The sequence below is a fragment of the Rhodococcus sp. WB1 genome (assembly GCF_001700945.1).
Taxonomy (GTDB): domain Bacteria; phylum Actinomycetota; class Actinomycetes; order Mycobacteriales; family Mycobacteriaceae; genus Rhodococcus; species Rhodococcus aetherivorans.
Window position 1 is genome coordinate 4744663 of the sequence record NZ_CP015529.1, and the last position, 14999, is coordinate 4759661.

Below are 14999 nucleotides of genomic sequence, written 5' to 3' on the forward strand. Positions count from 1 at the left end.
GGATCCGGGACTACTGCAGGCGGCGCTGACGCGCGATGTCCGCGAGGACGACGCCGGCGGCGACGGACGCGTTGAGCGACTCCACGTCGCCGGCCATCGGGATCGACAGGATCGAGTCGCACGTCTCGCGGACCAGGCGCGACAGTCCCTTGCCCTCGGAGCCGACGACGATCACCACCGGATCGGTGCCGTCGAACTCGTCGAGGCTGGTGTCGCCCCCCGCATCCAGCCCGACGACCCGGACGCCCCGGGACTGCCACTCCTTGAGGGTGCGCGTCAGGTTCGTCGCCCGGGCGACGGGGAGGCGCGCCGCGGCACCCGCGCTGGTCCGCCACGCCACCGCCGTGACCGCGGCGCTGCGCCGCTGCGGGATCAGCACGCCGTGCCCGCCGAACGCGGCCACCGACCGGATCACCGCGCCGAGGTTCCGCGGATCGGTGATGTTGTCGAGGGCCACCAGCAGCGGCCGCTCGTGGTGGTCGTGGGCGACGGCCAGCAGGTCGTCCGGATGGGCGTAGCGGTACGGCGGGACCTGCAACCCGATGCCCTGGTGCATGCCGTTGGCGGTGAGACGGTCGAGCTCGCCGCGCGGAACCTCGAGGATCGAGATGCCCGCGTCCCCGGCCCGCTGCACGGCCTCCTTGAGGCGTTCGTCCGCCTCGGCGCCGACCGCGACGTACAGCGCCGTCGCGGGAACATCCGCGCGCAGGCACTCCACGACCGGGTTGCGGCCGAGCACCATCTCCGGCCCGTCCTCGCCCTTGCGGCCGGCGGTGCTGCGGCCGCGCTTGTCGGCGGCCTTCGCCGCGGCGCGGGCGCGCCGCGCGGCGGGATGGTACGGCCGGTCCTCGGCCTTGGGGGTGGCACCGCGGCCCTCGAGGCCGCGGCGGCGCTGCCCGCCGGACCCGACGACCTGGCCCTTCTTGGTGCCGCCCTTGCGGACCGCACCTCGTCGCTGAGAATTTCCAGCCATCACTGCCCTGCTTTCAGGGACCACTCGGGTCCGTTCGGCGTATCGGTCACCTCGATGCCCGCCGCCGTCAATCGATCGCGCACCTCGTCGGCGAGCGCCCAGTTCTTCGCGGCCCGCGCCGCCTGCCGGCGGTCGAGTTCGGCAGCCACCAGCACCTCGAGGGCCTCGAGGGCCGCCGAGTCGCGGCCGGCCACCTCGGCCCAGTGCGGGTCGAGCGGGTCCACCCCCAGGATGCCGAGCATGGCGCGTACCTGCGCGGCGATGTGCACCGCGGTGTCCAGGTCGCCGGCGTCGAGCGCCTTGTTGCCCTCGCTGCGCCGGCCGTGGATCTCGGCGAGCGCCTTCGGGACGCCGAGATCGTCGTCGAGCGCCGCGGCGAACTCCTCGGTCCACGTTCCTACCGGGATGTCGCCCGCCCGGTCCCGGGTCTTGAGGACGAACGCCTCGAGGCCGCGGTACCCCGCCGCCGCCTCGTGCAGCGCGGCGTCGGAGTATTCGAGCATGGACCGGTAGTGGGCACTTCCCAGGTAGTACCGCAGCTCCTGGGGCCGCACCCGGGCGAGCACGTTCGGGATGGACAGCACGTTGCCGAGCGACTTGGACATCTTCTCGCCGCCCATCGTGACCCAGCCGTTGTGCAGCCAGTACCGCGCGAACCCGTCGCCGGCGGCCTTGGCCTGGGCGATCTCGTTCTCGTGGTGCGGGAAGACGAGATCCATTCCGCCGCAGTGGATGTCGAAGGACTCGCCGAGGTAGTACTCGGCCATCGCGGAGCACTCGAGGTGCCAGCCCGGGCGGCCGCGGCCCCACGGCGTCGGCCACGACGGCTCGCCCGGCTTCGCCGCCTTCCACAGGGTGAAGTCCCGCGGATCCCGCTTGCCGCTGCCCGCGCTCTCCCCCTGATGGACGTCGTCGATCCGGTGGCCCGACAGCCGGCCGTACTCGGGGTAGCTGAGCACGTCGAAATAGACGTTCCCGTCGGCCGCGTAGGCGTGCCCGGCGTCGATCAGGCGCTGCATCAGCTCGACCATCTGGGTGACGTGACCCGTCGCGCGAGGCTCCACCGACGGCGGCAGCACACCGAGCTGGTCGTAGGCGCGGGCGAAGGCCCGCTCGTAGGTCGTCTTCCACTCCCACCAGGGCCGGCCCGCCTCGGTGGCCTTGCGCAGAATCTTGTCGTCGATGTCTGTGACGTTTCTCACAAAGGCGACATCCAGGCCCTTCGCCATGAGCCAGCGCCGCAGCACGTCGAAGGCGACGCCGCTGCGCACATGACCGATGTGGGGCTCACCCTGGACCGTCGCGCCACAGAGGTACACCGAAGCCCGGCCGGGGACCAGCGGAACGAAATCCCGCACGGCCCGCGATTCGGTGTCGAACAAGCGCAAGGTCACGACCGGCCATCCTACCGGTCGTCGTCGCGCGAAAATACGAGTGCCGTCGCGACGGCCGCGACGCCCTCGCCGCGCCCGGTCAGGCCGAGGCCGTCCGTCGTCGTCGCCGACACCGACACCGGCGCCCCGAGCGCCTCGGACAGCACCCGCTGCGCCTCGTCGCGGCGGGGACCGATCCTGGGCCTGTTCCCGATCACCTGGACGGCGGCATTCCCGATCGCGAAGCCCCCGCCGTCGAGCAGGCGCCGCACCTCGGCGAGCATGGCCGCACCGCTCGCGCCGTGCATCTCCGGCCGGCCGGTGCCGAAGACGGAACCGAGGTCGCCGAGGCCGGCCGCGGAGAGCAGGGCGTCGCACAGCGCGTGGGCCGCGACGTCACCGTCCGAATGCCCCGCACACCCGTCGGCGTCCTCGAACAGCAGACCGGCCAGCCAGCACGGCCGTCCGGGCTCGATCGGATGGACATCGGTTCCGATCCCGACGCGCACTCAGCTCTCCTGTCCGACGGGGGCCCCGGCCGCGAGCACGGCACGGGCCAGGACCAGATCGAGCGGTGTGGTGATCTTGAAGGCGAGCGGTTCGCCCGGGACGGTGTACACGCCCTCGCCGAGGCGCTCGACGAGACCGGCGTCGTCGGTCGCGTCCCCGGCGCCGGCGTTGGCGCGGCGCAGCAGGCCGGCCTCGAATCCCTGCGGGGTCTGTACCGCCCGGAGGACGGACCGGTCGGGGGTGCCGGTGACACGGCCGTCGCGGTCGACGCTCTTGACGGTGTCCGCGACCGGCAGCACGGGGATCACCGCGGACCGTCCGCCGCGCAGTTCCACCACGATCCGGGCGAACAACCGCGGCGGAGTGAGGGCGCGTGCGGCGTCGTGCACCAGGACGTAGGCGGCGTCCTCCGCCGCCGCCAGCCCGGCGCGCACCGAATCGGTGCGCTCCGCGCCGCCCGCCACCACGCACACCCGCGCCGGCGCCGTGGCCGCGACGGACGCCACCAGCTCCGACGGCACCACCACGACCACGCGGTCGACCACCGCCGAGGCCAGCATGGCCTCCACTGCCCGGTCCAGCATCGTGCGCCCGTCGAGTTCGACGAACGCCTTGGGCAGCGATTCGCCCAGACGTACACCACGGCCGGCCGCCGGAATGATTCCGACGACCGGCCCGTTGCGATCGCTCATCTGTAATTCTGCAGTTCGCGCGGCCGCTCAGGAAGCGGCGGCGAGCACCTCGTCGAGCAGGCTGTCGGCCTTGACGTCGTCCGTGCCCTCCGCGAGCGCGAGCTCGCCGACGAGGATCTGCCGCGCCTTGGCCAGCATCCGCTTCTCACCTGCGGACAGGCCGCGGTCCTGCTCCCGCCGCCACAGGTCGCGCACGACCTCGGCGACCTTGTTCACGTCTCCGGAGGCCAACTTCTCGAGGTTGGCCTTGTACCGCCGCGACCAGTTGGTCGGCTCTTCGGTGTGCGGTGCGCGCAGCACCTGGAAAACCTTGTCGAGGCCTTCTTGCCCGACCACGTCGCGAACGCCGACGTATTCTGCATTATCCGCAGGTACCCGAACCGTCAGGTCGCCCTGGGCGACTTTCAGAACCAGATATTCCTTCTGCTCACCCTTGATGGTGCGCGTTTCGATAGCTTCGATCAGCGCCGCACCGTGATGGGGGTATACGACGGTATCTCCGACCTTGAAAATCATGTGTCCCGTGCCCCTTTCGATTCTTCGAGTTTAACACGTGCTTACGTCCGGCTCTCATCAACGGCGCAGGTCAGGGGCACAGACGCGTGCGCGTAGGACTTGACAGCCAACCGGTTACGTGCATCCGGTGATGTTCGACACACCGCCCGGAGCGGCCCTTCGCGGCCCCGCGGACGCGGCCCGAGGGGGACGAAAGCCCCGACTTCCGCCCCCGGCGCAGACTCGGCGCCCTTCGACTACTACTCTGCCTAGTGGATTGCGAGCCTTACTCGAGTGGAGGACAACCCGTGACTGCTCCCAAAGCGCCGACTCGCCGAGTCGCGACCGCTCTCGCCCTGGCCGCGGGTGCGGCGCTCACGCTGTCCGCCTGCGGCGCCGGTCAGATCAGCCAGACCGCCACCCAGGTGGCCGCGGTCAACGGCAACAGCGCCGAGCTCGGAAACATCGCGCTGCGCAACGTGCACGTGATCTACCCGGACTCCGAGGAGTACAGCCTCGAACCCGGCGGCAAGGCCGCGCTCGGCTTCACCGTGGTCAACCTGAGCGAGACCACCCCCGACGAGCTGACCCGCATCACCACCGACTTCGCGTCCTCCGCCACCGGCGTGTCCGGCCTGCACATCGAGCCGCAGGCCTCGATCTCGGCCGGCCTGACCGGTGAAACCCTCGCCGAGGACGCGACCGCCGAAGCCGCGACCGACGAGTCCCCGCGTCCCGCCGAGGCCGCCGAGTCCTCCGACACCCCGTCCGTGGCCCAGGTCGAGCTCACCGGACTGAAGGAGGGCGTGCGCCCCGGCCTGACCATCCCGGTCACGTTCACCTTCGCCGAGGCCGGCGACGTCACCATGCAGGTCCCGGTCGACGCCGGCACGGACGTCGAGCGCAACGTCTCCGAGAAGTCGCCGGTCGAGGGCGAGGGTCACTGACCGGCACCCCCGAGGCACCCGGGGCCCGGGGCGAGCACTCCGCTCGCCCCGGGCCCCGGTTTCGTGTCGGCCCCCGGCCCTAGGCTGACGCGGTGGCAAAGACGAAGTCGATCTACCGCTGCACCGACTGCGGGCACACCGTCGCGAAATGGGTCGGCCGCTGCCCCGACTGCGGGACGTGGGGTTCGATGGACGAGGCGCCGGCCCTGCCTGCCGCGGTGGCGTCGCGGCCCGGCACCTCGCTCGCCCGCGCCGGGGCCGCGGCACTTCTCCCCACGACCCCGGCCACGCCGCTGACCCTCGTCGACAGCCGGACCACCCACGCGAAGCCCACCGGCATCGAGGAACTCGACCGGGTGCTCGGCGGCGGCGTCGTTCCCGGCTCGGTGGTGCTGCTCGCCGGGGAGCCCGGCGTCGGCAAGTCCACCCTGCTGCTCGAGGTGGTCCACCGCTGGGCGCGGCGCGGCAGCGACGACCGGGCCCTCTACGTCACCGGGGAGGAATCGGCGGGACAGGTACGGTTGCGCGCCGACCGCACGGGTTCGGTGCACGAACGCGTCTTCCTCGCCGCCGAGTCGGATCTGGCGACCATCTTCGGACACATCGAGCAGGTCAAGCCGACGCTGCTGGTGGTGGACTCCGTGCAGACGATGCTCGCCGCCGACGTGGAGGGCGTGTCCGGCGGCGTCACCCAGGTCCGGGCGGTGACCAGCGCGCTGACCTCGCTCGCCAAGGCCAGCGGCGTCCCGGTGCTGCTCATCGGGCACGTCACCAAGGACGGTGCGGTGGCGGGTCCGCGTTCGCTCGAGCATCTGGTCGACGTGGTGCTGCACTTCGAGGGCGACAAGCACTCCACACTGCGCATGGTGCGGGGGGTGAAGAACCGCTTCGGTGCCGCCGACGAGGTGGGCTGCTTCGAACTGACCGAGGGCGGCATCGTCGGTGTCAGCGACCCGTCGGGCCTGTTCCTGCACCATCGGACCGAGGAAGTGGCCGGCACGGCCGTCACCGTCACCATGGACGGCAAGCGGCCGCTGCTCGGCGAACTGCAGGCGCTGGTGGTGCCGACGCAGAACCCCGCACCACGGCGCGCGGTCAGCGGCCTGGATGCGGCACGGGTCGCGATGGTGCTGGCGGTACTCGAGCGGCGATGCCGGCTGCCGCTCGGCAAGTGCGACGTCTATGCCTCGACCGTCGGCGGCATGCGCATCACCGATCCGGCCGCGGACCTGGCCCTGGCCCTGGCGGTCGCGTCGGCCGCACGTGAGCGCCCCCTGCCGCCGGGCACGGTGCTGCTCGGCGAGGTCGGCCTCGCCGGCGAGGTGCGCCGGGTCACCGGGGTCGGGCGGCGCATCGCGGAGGCGGGGCGGCTCGGATTCACCCGCGCGATCGTGCCGCACGAACCCGCGGCGGCCCCGGTGGGCGGCCGCACGTCGCGGTCCCCGGCCTCCGACGGGGATCCGATCGAGGTCGGCAACGTCGGCCAGGCGCTCGCCGCGCTGGGCATGTAGACGTGTCGGAACCGGATGCGAACATGTGTTCGTGTCCGGTCACGCGACCATCCTGCACGCCGATCTCGACTCGTTCTACGCATCCGTCGAGCAGCGCGACGACCCGGGCCTGCGCGGCCGGCCCGTGATCGTGGGCGGGGGTGGCGTCGTACTCGCCGCCAGTTACGAGGCCAAGGCCTGCGGCGTCGCGACGGCCATGCCCGGGCGCGCCGCCCGCGCCCTGTGCCCGGCGGCGATCGTCGTTCCTCCGCGCATGCACGCGTATGCGCAGGCCAGCCGCGCCGTGTTCACGGTATTCGAGCAGACCACGCCGCTCGTCGAGGCCGTTTCCATCGACGAGGCCTTCCTCGACGTCGCCGGGCTGTGGCGAATCGGCGGCACCCCGGCCGACATCGCGGCCCGGCTGCGGCGCGACGTCGCCGAACAGGTGGGGCTGCCGATCACGGTGGGGGTGGCCCGGACCAAGTTCCTCGCGAAGGTCGCGAGCGGCGTCGCCAAGCCGGACGGGCTGCTGGTGGTGCCTCCCGACCGGGAACTCGAGTTCCTCCACCCGCTGCCTGTCGAACGCCTGTGGGGCGTCGGCAAGGTCACCGCCGCGACCCTGCACGCGCACGGCATCCGTCGCGTGGCCGACCTGGTGCGGGAGAGCGAGGTCGAGCTCGTCGCCCTGCTCGGCACGTCCATGGGACGTCACCTGCATGCGCTCGCGCACGGGCACGATCCGAGACCGGTCCGCCCCCACCACCGGCGCCGGTCCATGGGCGCGCAGCACGCCCTCGGCCGGCCCCGCAGCGCCGCCGGACACGATCCCGAGAAGGTCGACGGGACGCTGCGGATGCTGGTGGAACGGGTCACCGGCCGCATGCGCGCGGCCGGGCGGCCCGGTCGCACCGTGGTGCTGCGCCTGCGCTTCGCCGACTACACGCGGGTGACGCGGTCGCACACGCTGCGCGGACCCACCGCCCGGACGGACGTCGTCCTCGGCGCCGCGCGGGAACTGCTGGCGCAAGCGGGGCCGCTGGTCGCCGATCGGGGGCTGACCCTGATCGGCGTGGCCGTGTCGAATCTCGACTCCGCGGACACCGAACAGCTCGAGCTGCCGTTCGACGAACCGGCCTCCGACGGTGCGGCGGCCGGCCATCCGCCCGTCGACCGCCACGCGTTGGACGCCGTGCTCGACGACGTGCACGGCCGGTTCGGCACGCGGGCGCTCACGTCGGCCTCGCTGCTCGGCCGGCGTCCGCACCCGGCCGTGCCCCTCCTGCCGGAGTGACCGGGGCGGCTACACGGACGAGGTGCCGTGCGGCGACCTGGGTACCCCGTCGACGAAGTCCTTGGCCCTGTCGAAGTGCTGCGCGCCGACGGTGAGGAACAACCCGCGCGACGTCGCGACGACGACGTCCGGGTCGGCGAACGGTCCCTCGACGATGCGGGCCTCCGCGCTGGTGTACACCTTGCGGCGCACCGTCCCGTCGATCCGGGCGCGCAGCTCGAGCACCGACCCGAGCGGGATAGGCTTGGCGAAGTCGATCTGCAGGTGGCCGGTGACGACGGGCCGGCGCAGCACCATGCATGCCATGCCCTGCGCCTCGTCGAACGCCGTGCTCAGGATCCCGCCGTGGATGAAGCCGGGACCGCCCTGGTAGCGGTTCGCGACGTCGAGCATGCCGGTGATCTCGAGACCCTCGCCGAACGTGAACTGCATCGCCATTCCCGCGGGCTGGTCGTCGCCGCAGCCGAAGCACTTGCTCCAATGGGACGGAATCGGCGCGCCTGCCCCGGGATGGTCGTCGGGAAGCTTGGGAAGGGTGAGGTCGTCGGGCAGGGTCCAGGTACCGCTCATGGGGCAGTAATCTAGTCGGCGGTTCGGTCGGCTCCACCCGGCGGACCGACACGAAGTGACGTTCGCCGCACCGGCCGGACACGGGAAGGATCCATCGATGACCGATGTGGCACCGTCCGTGACGCTGCGCGAGACCATCGCCCGGCTCGCGCCCGGCACCGCCCTGCGCGACGGACTCGAGCGCATCCTGCGCGGCCGCACCGGAGGCCTGATCGTTCTCGGGTTCGACGACGACGTGGCAGCGCTGTGCGACGGCGGCTTCGAGCTGGACGTGGAGTTCGCCCCCACCCGGCTGCGGGAGCTGTCGAAGATGGACGGAGCGGTCGTGGTGTCCACCGACGGCGGCCGCATCGTCAGGGCCAACGTGCAGCTGGTACCCGATCATCGGATCCCCACCGTCGAATCCGGCACGCGGCACCGCGCCGCCGAGCGCACCGCGATCCAGACGGGCTACCCGGTGGTGTCGGTGAGCCAGTCGATGAGCATCGTGACCGTCTACGTCGACGGCCAGCGGCACGTGATCAACGATTCGGCGACCATTCTCTCCCGCGCCAACCAGGCCGTCGCGACGCTCGAGCGCTACAAGTCGCGGCTGGACGAGGTCACCCGGCAGCTGTCGGTGGTGGAGATCGAGGACTTCGTGACGCTGCGCGACGCGCTCACCGTCGCGCAGCGGCTCGAGATGGTGCGCCGCGTCTCGGTGGAGATCGAACAGGAGGTGCTCGAACTGGGCACCGACGGGCGGCAGCTGGCACTGCAGCTCGAGGAGCTGGTGGGCGACAACGACCTGGCCCGGCAGCTGATCGTGCGGGACTATCTGGCCGGCACCGAGGCGCCGCAGCTCGTCGCCGTCGAGCAGACCCTCGCCGCGCTGGACCGGCTCACCGACGTCGATCTGCTGGATCTGACGACGTTGGCGCGCGTGTTCGGGTATCCGGGCACGATCGAGGCGCTGGACGCGGCGACGAGTCCGCGCGGTTACCGCGTGCTGCATCGGGTGCCGCGACTGCAGTCGTCGCAGATCCATCGGCTGGTCGGCTCGTTCGGGAGCCTGCAGGGCCTGCTGGCGGCGACGGCGGCGGACCTGCAGTCCGTGGAGGGCATCGGCGGGCTGTGGGCCCGCTACATCCGCGAAGGGCTGTCGCGGCTGGCGGAATCGTCCATCAGCGGCCCGTACGACTGATCCGCGAGCACGGCGGCGCGCCGGTCGGGCGGTGTCGGCCGGTCAGGCGATGTTGAACGGCTCCGGCGTGCTGCGCAGGCCCCCGAGCTGGCCGACCACCGTGTAGGCCCCGGCCGGAACCCGCTCCCGCGGCGCCTGGCAACCGGGCTCGGAGGTCGTTCCGGACCACTTCACCGCGAAGGCGGCCTGGTCACCCGGGGCCAGCTTGCGCACATCGGCGGTGGACTCGGGGAAGCAGTCGGTGTTCGCCCACAGCCGCCGGCTGCCGTCGAGCGAGTAGACCAGCACCTGCTGCAGGCCCGCGCCGAGATCGCGCTCGCAGGCGGCCGTGCCGATGTTCGTGATGACGATGGTGAACTCGGGCTCCTCGCCCACCTGGTAGTTGGGCCGGTCCGCGGTCACCCGCACGGCGAGCGACTGGTCCGGGCACTGCCCGGCCGCGACGGCGGACGCACTCGCCGCCGCGGAACTCGAGGACCCGGCGGACCCCGACGTCGTGCTCGACTGCGACGACCCCGACTGCGACGACCCCGAATCGGAGCCTCCGGAGGACCCGCCGGGGCCGGCGGCGGCGACGCCGTCGGCCTCCTCGCTCCCGGTGCTGCTGGTGGGTGTGCGGGTGGTGCTGGTCTCGGACGTCAGGACGCCGGCGGCCGCCGGGTCGGGCTCCGGGTCGTCGCCCCCGCCGGTCAGGGACAGGACGAGCCACACGACGAGCGCGAGCACGACCACGCCGACACCCACGGCGAGCGCGCGTCGACGCCAGTAGATCTCGGGGGGCAGCGGCCCGGTCGGTTCAAGCACGCCTCACACGGTATGTGCCACCGGCGAGGCGTCGCCGCACCGAAGTCGGCGTGTCGCGTCAGTCGACGGTCACACCGATGTCGCCGACGTGTCCCTGCAACTGGACGTGACCGTCGGAGAGCTTGTAGGTCACGCCCGCGATGGCGCACTGCCCCTTGGCGATGCGCTCGGCGATGATCTGGGACCGCTGGCTGAGCAACTTCCCGGTCTCCACCACGTGGCGGCCCTCGAGCTCGTCGACCGTGGACAGCCCGTCGTTGCGGCCCATGAGAATCGACGGCGCGACGCGCTCGACGATGTCCCGGATGAATCCCGGCGGGATGTCTCCCTTGTCGAGGGCGTCCAGGGTGGCCTTGACCGCGCCGCAGCTGTCGTGACCGAGCACGACGATCAACGGCACGTTCAGCACGCCGACCGCGTACTCGATCGAACCGAGCACCGCGCTGTCGATCACGTGTCCGGCGGTGCGCACGACGAACATGTCGCCGAGGCCCTGGTCGAAGATGATCTCGGCGGCCACCCGCGAGTCGCCGCATCCGAAGAGCACCGCGATGGGGTGCTGCTCGTTGACGAGGGTGGCACGGTGGTCGATGCCCTGGCTGGGGTGCAGCGGGGTACCACTGACGAAACGCTGGTTACCCTCGGTCAGGGCCTTCCACGCGGATATGGGGTTGGAGTTAGGCATAAGGGCATTATCCATCCCTTACTGTGACGCATCCCGCTCGGTGGAGTTACCGCGGGGCTAAATCGGGCCGACAACGGGACGGGAGGATGTGAGAGATGCCGGTCGACGCGACCGCCCTGCTGCGCTGGTACGCCGCCGAGGCGAGGGATCTGCCGTGGCGCGAGGAGGGCGTCACCGGGTGGCAGATCCTGATGAGCGAGGTGATGCTGCAGCAGACGCCGGTGGCCCGCGTGGCACCGATCTGGCTGGAGTGGGTGCAGCGGTGGCCGGTGCCGTCGATGATGGCCGCGACGAGCCAGGCCGACGTCCTGCGCGCCTGGGGCAGGCTCGGATATCCGCGCCGGGCGCTGCGGCTGCACGAGTGCGCCGGGGTCCTGGCCACCGAGCACGGCGACGTGGTCCCTGCCGACGTGGACGTGCTGCTGTCGCTGCCGGGCATCGGCGCGTACACGGCGCGGGCGGTCGCCTGCTTCGCGTACGGCCGGCGCGTCCCGGTGGTGGACACGAACGTCCGTCGCGTCGTCGCGCGGGCGGTGCACGGTGCCGCCGAACCCGGTAATCCGTCGGTCACCCGGGACCTGGCCGACGTCGAATTGCTCCTGCCGCGAACCCGCGAGCGGGCGGCGACGTTCTCCGCAGCCCTGATGGAACTCGGTGCGACCATCTGCACGGCCCGCTCGCCCGACTGCGCCCGGTGCCCGCTGCCGCGGTGCGCATGGGTGGAGGCCGGCCGGCCCGCCCACGACGGCCCGCCGCGACGGGTGCAGAAGTTCACGGGCACCGACCGTCAGGTGCGGGGCAAGCTCATGGCCGTACTGCGCGAGAGCGACGTCCCGGTCGAGCGGCCGGTGCTGGACCGGGTGTGGCTCACGGATCCGGGGCAGCGCGACCGGGCGCTGCACTCGCTGCTCGTGGACGGTCTCGTGGAGCAGACCGACGACGGACGTTTCGCGCTCGCCGGCGAAGGCCTCGCCGGCCAGGCGTGATCAGGCGAGGGTACGGAGGAATCGTTCGACCTCGGCGCGATATTCGTCGGGGCGTTCGTCGTGCACCAGGTGCCCTGCGCCCGGAATCCGGGCGTACCGGGCCCCGGGGTGCTCGTCGGCCATCCGCCGCATCTGTCCATCCGGGGTGATGGTGAACTCCCCCTCGACGAGCAGGGCAGGCACCGAGATCGACCGCCACTGGTCCCAGAAGTGCCGGGCGCCCCACTCCTCGGAGATGTCGCGGAAGGTGGCCACCTCGCCGTGCAGGTACCAGCCGTCGGCCCGATGCTCGAAGGAGTCGAGGAAGTACCGGCCGGCGACGTCGCCGAAGTAGCCGACGACCGCCTCCTCGTCCGGGAACGGCTGCGGCCACCGCGCGATCATCGCGGCCCAGTCCGCCGCGGTGCGGCCCCGGAAGTCGGGGGCCATGTCCTCGACGACGAGCGCGGCCACCCGGCCGGGGTGCGCGGCGGCGAAGCACCACCCGTGCAGGGCGCCCATCGAGTGCCCGATCACCACCAGCGGTTCACCGATGCCGTCGAGGTGCGCGGCGAGGTCTGCGACGAACGCCTCGGTGGTGAGCCGATCCGGGGCGGGACGGCCGTGGCCGGCGGCGTCGAAGGTGTGGACGTGGCCGTGCGCGCGCAGCCACGGCAACTGCCGGCGCCACGTGCGGGAGCTGCCCATCAGGCCGTGCAGCAGCAGGATCGGCCGCCCGGAACCACCTTCGTCGTGCAACACAACCGCCAAGGTAGCGGAGTACGCTCGCCGCCATGGCAGTGGTGAAGATCAATGCAATCGAGGTCCCCGAGGGCGCGGGCCCGGAACTGGAGACGCGCTTCGCGCACCGCGCGCACACCGTGGAGAACTCGCCCGGTTTCCTCGGTTTCCAGCTCCTGCGGCCGGTGCAGGGCGAGACGCGCTACTTCGTGGTGACCCAGTGGGAGTCGGAGGAGGCGTTCGCGGCGTGGCGGGACGGCCCGGCCCGGCAGGCGCACGCCGGTGAGGCGAAGCGGCCGGTCGCGTCGGGGGCGTCGCTGCTCGAATTCGAGGTCGTGCTCGACGTGAAGGCCGCCGGCGAGGACACCGATCAGGGCTGAGCGCGCCGCCGTGAACGCGCAGCGCTCGTTCAACTACCCGCACGTCGGCGCCACGCGCGGCAGGGTTCCGGCAGGGTTCCGGCACGCGCACCTCACCCGCCGCCTCGGCTCGGGCGACGTCGCGTTCCGCACCGCCGTTCGGGCACTGGAAAGCTGGAACATGCAGCGGCATGCGGGGTTTCGCGTCGATGCGAATACTCCGCGGCCGCGGGCGGGGCTGGAGGTACGGCTGGCTCCACGGTTCGGTCCGGCGCGCTGGGGCGCGTGGTGCCGCGTGGTCTACGTCGTCGACGAGCCGGATCGCCGCGGTTTCGCGTACGGCACCCTCGACGGTCACCCCGTCAGCGGTGAGGAGGCGTTCGTCGTCGAGCGACGGCCCGACGGCGCGGTGTTCGGCCACATCAGCGCCGTCTCCCGCCCCGGCCGATGGTTCACCCGCCTCGGCGCGCCGGTCCTGCCGCTCGCTCAGCGGTGGATGATGGGCCGCTACCTCGACGCGCTCGCCGGACGGTGACGCACACCGCGGGTGCGCGGGTGCCGGGGACGACACGGTCGTCGCCGCAGCGGGTGCGCACCCGCGGTGGTGGAATCGCTCAGGATTCGAGTGCCGCGTCGAGCGTGATGTCCACCCCGGTCAGTGCCTTGCTGACCGGGCAGCCCTCCTTGGCCCCCTGAGCGGCCTTCGCGAACCCGTCGGCATCGAGGCCGTCGACCTCGCCGCGCACCGTCAGCTTGATGCCGGTGAGCCGGAAACCGCCGTCCGGGTCGGGGCCGAGCGAGACGTCGGCCGTGACGTCGAGGCTCTGCGGCGTGCCGCCGGCCTCGGCGATCAGCGCCGAGAGCTGCATCGCGTAGCACGACGAGTGTGCCGCGGCGATGAGCTCCTCCGGACTGGTGGTGCCGCCGGCGTCCTCGGCGGCCCGCTTGGGGAACGAGACGTCGAACGTGGCGCGGCCGGAGCTGGTGAGTTCCACCTGTCCGGCGCCGTCCTGCAGGCCACCGTTCCAGGCGGTGCGAGCGGTACGTGTGGGCATCGATCGGTCCCTTCGTCGTGGGGTGTCCTCCCCCGCCGAACCTACGCCACGTCGCGCGGCCCGGCTCCGGTTCTGCACGGCGGCGGGCCGGCTCCGGTTCTGCACGGCGGCGGGCCGCCCCTGCTGCACGGCGGCGGGCCGCCCCTGCTGCACGGCGGCGGGCCGCCCCTGCTGCACGGCGGCGGGCCGCGCCCGCTAGGTTCGCGGGTGTGTTCACCCGGCCGACGCTGCGCCGCGAGTCGCGGCTGTTCGTCATCGGCTCCGCCCTGTTCGCCGCGGGTTCCGGCGGCGTGCTCGTCCTCCCCGCCGCCACCTCGAATCTGCTCTACTTCGTGGGCTCGTGGTTCTTCACCGCGGCAGCGACCGTGCAACTGCTGCTGACGCACCGCCCGCCCGCGGCGACGCGAGTGGACCGGTACGACTGGTGGTCGGCCGCGGTGCAGTGGGCGGGCACACTCGCGTTCAACGTGAGCACCGGATTCGCGCTCGTCGCCGGCCTGACGGCGTCCGAGGAGCGGAACCTGGTGTGGCGGCCCGACGCCGTCGGGTCGGTGTGCTTCCTCGTCAGCAGCGCACTGGCGGTGGTGGCCACCACCGACACCGATGCGCTGTGGGATCCGCACGCCCGCAACTGGCGCAGCACGTGGCTGAACATGCTCGGTTCGCTCGCATTCGGCGCCTCGGCCGTCGGCGCCCACATCGATCCGGCCGGCGAAACACTCGCGCCGCGGCTCGCGGACCTCGGCACGTTCGTCGGGGCGGTGTGCTTCCTCGTCGCGGCGCTGTGGATGCGGCCCGCCGATCCGCCGGAACCGCATCGCACGTGAAGGCCCCGGGTCTCGGCAGGAGACCGGCGGGAGTGG

The 14999-nt window shown here is 72.2% G+C and carries 18 protein-coding genes; 8 read left to right on the forward strand and 10 right to left on the reverse strand.

Annotation, left to right across the window (positions count from 1 at the left end; all coding sequences use genetic code 11):
- Positions 1 to 10: 10 nt before the first annotated feature.
- From rlmB to carD, 5 genes are read right to left on the reverse strand one after another with little or no spacing between them, the layout of a single operon-like run.
- The gene (gene rlmB / locus A4U64_RS21160) at positions 11 to 973 is read right to left on the reverse strand and encodes a 23S rRNA (guanosine(2251)-2'-O)-methyltransferase RlmB (RefSeq protein WP_029540775.1); all 963 of its coding nucleotides are present in this window, start codon (positions 971 to 973) and stop codon (positions 11 to 13) included.
- Positions 973 to 2367, reverse strand: coding sequence for a cysteine--tRNA ligase (gene cysS / locus A4U64_RS21165; RefSeq protein ID WP_029540772.1), 1395 nt, complete (start codon positions 2365 to 2367; stop codon positions 973 to 975). Before cysS ends, rlmB begins: the two co-directional genes overlap by 1 nt.
- 11 nt (positions 2368 to 2378) lie before the next feature.
- Complete coding sequence (gene ispF, locus A4U64_RS21170) at positions 2379 to 2855, reverse strand: 2-C-methyl-D-erythritol 2,4-cyclodiphosphate synthase (RefSeq protein ID WP_029540770.1); 477 nt, start codon at positions 2853 to 2855, stop codon at positions 2379 to 2381.
- Positions 2856 to 3548: a 2-C-methyl-D-erythritol 4-phosphate cytidylyltransferase gene (gene ispD, locus A4U64_RS21175; RefSeq protein ID WP_065923076.1), complete on the reverse strand. Its 693-nt coding sequence runs from the start codon at positions 3546 to 3548 to the stop codon at positions 2856 to 2858.
- A gap of 27 nt (positions 3549 to 3575) precedes the next feature.
- On the reverse strand, positions 3576 to 4064 hold the full coding sequence (gene carD, locus A4U64_RS21180) for an RNA polymerase-binding transcription factor CarD (RefSeq protein ID WP_003935974.1): 489 nt from the start codon (positions 4062 to 4064) through the stop codon (positions 3576 to 3578).
- 287 nt (positions 4065 to 4351) lie between these two features.
- Here carD and A4U64_RS21185 point away from each other — a divergent pair, with 287 nt between their 5' ends.
- From A4U64_RS21185 to dinB, 3 genes are all read left to right on the forward strand, one after another.
- Entirely contained in the window at positions 4352 to 4990 is a 639-nt protein-coding gene (locus tag A4U64_RS21185) for a hypothetical protein (protein WP_065923077.1), read from the forward strand.
- Positions 4991 to 5082: 92 nt separating this feature from the next.
- Complete coding sequence (gene radA, locus A4U64_RS21190) at positions 5083 to 6501, forward strand: DNA repair protein RadA (protein WP_050034535.1); 1419 nt, start codon at positions 5083 to 5085, stop codon at positions 6499 to 6501.
- Between the two features lie 25 nt (positions 6502 to 6526).
- Positions 6527 to 7774, forward strand: coding sequence for a DNA polymerase IV (gene dinB / locus A4U64_RS21195; protein ID WP_065923078.1), 1248 nt, complete (start codon positions 6527 to 6529; stop codon positions 7772 to 7774).
- A gap of 9 nt (positions 7775 to 7783) precedes the next feature.
- Here the strand turns inward: dinB and A4U64_RS21200 are convergent, their stop codons facing one another.
- Entirely contained in the window at positions 7784 to 8344 is a 561-nt protein-coding gene (locus A4U64_RS21200) for a PaaI family thioesterase (RefSeq protein ID WP_029540763.1), read from the reverse strand.
- Between the two features lie 97 nt (positions 8345 to 8441).
- On the opposite strand from A4U64_RS21200, the gene disA reads away from it, so the two are divergent.
- Positions 8442 to 9527 (forward strand): DNA integrity scanning diadenylate cyclase DisA, encoded by a 1086-nt coding sequence (gene disA / locus A4U64_RS21205; RefSeq protein ID WP_006947908.1) that lies wholly within the window; start codon positions 8442 to 8444, stop codon positions 9525 to 9527.
- A 42-nt stretch (positions 9528 to 9569) separates the two neighbouring features.
- On the opposite strand, the gene A4U64_RS21210 is transcribed toward disA, so the two are convergent.
- The gene (locus A4U64_RS21210; protein WP_029540760.1) at positions 9570 to 10331 is read right to left on the reverse strand and encodes a hypothetical protein; all 762 of its coding nucleotides are present in this window, start codon (positions 10329 to 10331) and stop codon (positions 9570 to 9572) included.
- A gap of 58 nt (positions 10332 to 10389) precedes the next feature.
- Positions 10390 to 11016 carry a carbonic anhydrase gene (locus A4U64_RS21215; protein ID WP_006947904.1) on the reverse strand — a complete coding sequence of 209 codons (627 nt, stop codon included), beginning with the start codon at positions 11014 to 11016 and terminating at the stop codon, positions 10390 to 10392.
- Between the two features lie 95 nt (positions 11017 to 11111).
- On the opposite strand from A4U64_RS21215, the gene A4U64_RS21220 reads away from it, so the two are divergent.
- Complete coding sequence (locus A4U64_RS21220) at positions 11112 to 12002, forward strand: A/G-specific adenine glycosylase (RefSeq protein WP_006947902.1); 891 nt, start codon at positions 11112 to 11114, stop codon at positions 12000 to 12002.
- Here A4U64_RS21220 and A4U64_RS21225 read toward each other — a convergent pair whose 3' ends face one another.
- Positions 12003 to 12743, reverse strand: coding sequence for an alpha/beta fold hydrolase (locus tag A4U64_RS21225; protein ID WP_006947901.1), 741 nt, complete (start codon positions 12741 to 12743; stop codon positions 12003 to 12005).
- A 32-nt stretch (positions 12744 to 12775) separates the two neighbouring features.
- On the opposite strand from A4U64_RS21225, the gene A4U64_RS21230 reads away from it, so the two are divergent.
- Positions 12776 to 13102, forward strand: coding sequence for an antibiotic biosynthesis monooxygenase family protein (locus A4U64_RS21230; protein WP_006947900.1), 327 nt, complete (start codon positions 12776 to 12778; stop codon positions 13100 to 13102).
- Between the two features lie 10 nt (positions 13103 to 13112).
- Complete coding sequence (locus A4U64_RS21235) at positions 13113 to 13616, forward strand: DUF1990 family protein (RefSeq protein WP_050034533.1); 504 nt, start codon at positions 13113 to 13115, stop codon at positions 13614 to 13616.
- 79 nt (positions 13617 to 13695) lie between these two features.
- Here A4U64_RS21235 and A4U64_RS21240 read toward each other — a convergent pair whose 3' ends face one another.
- A complete protein-coding gene (locus A4U64_RS21240; protein ID WP_006947898.1) occupies positions 13696 to 14136 on the reverse strand; it encodes an OsmC family protein in 441 nt (146 codons plus the stop codon).
- Between the two features lie 209 nt (positions 14137 to 14345).
- Between A4U64_RS21240 and A4U64_RS21245 the strand changes: the two genes are divergently transcribed.
- Positions 14346 to 14963, forward strand: a complete 618-nt coding sequence (locus A4U64_RS21245) for a YrhK family protein (protein ID WP_006930360.1) — start codon at positions 14346 to 14348, stop codon at positions 14961 to 14963.
- The last annotated feature ends 36 nt before the right edge of the window (positions 14964 to 14999 follow it).

Coding starts and splice junctions, on each gene's coding strand:
- A4U64_RS21215 (WP_006947904.1), bottom strand. CDS start 11,016: ATGCCTAACTCCAACCCCATATCCGCGTGGAAGGCCCTGACCGAGGGT.
- rlmB (WP_029540775.1), bottom strand. CDS start 973: ATGGCTGGAAATTCTCAGCGACGAGGTGCGGTCCGCAAGGGCGGCACC.
- carD (WP_003935974.1), bottom strand. CDS start 4,064: ATGATTTTCAAGGTCGGAGATACCGTCGTATACCCCCATCACGGTGCG.
- ispD (WP_065923076.1), bottom strand. CDS start 3,548: ATGAGCGATCGCAACGGGCCGGTCGTCGGAATCATTCCGGCGGCCGGC.
- disA (WP_006947908.1), top strand. CDS start 8,442: ATGACCGATGTGGCACCGTCCGTGACGCTGCGCGAGACCATCGCCCGG.
- A4U64_RS21200 (WP_029540763.1), bottom strand. CDS start 8,344: ATGAGCGGTACCTGGACCCTGCCCGACGACCTCACCCTTCCCAAGCTT.
- A4U64_RS21240 (WP_006947898.1), bottom strand. CDS start 14,136: ATGCCCACACGTACCGCTCGCACCGCCTGGAACGGTGGCCTGCAGGAC.
- A4U64_RS21230 (WP_006947900.1), top strand. CDS start 12,776: ATGGCAGTGGTGAAGATCAATGCAATCGAGGTCCCCGAGGGCGCGGGC.
- A4U64_RS21220 (WP_006947902.1), top strand. CDS start 11,112: ATGCCGGTCGACGCGACCGCCCTGCTGCGCTGGTACGCCGCCGAGGCG.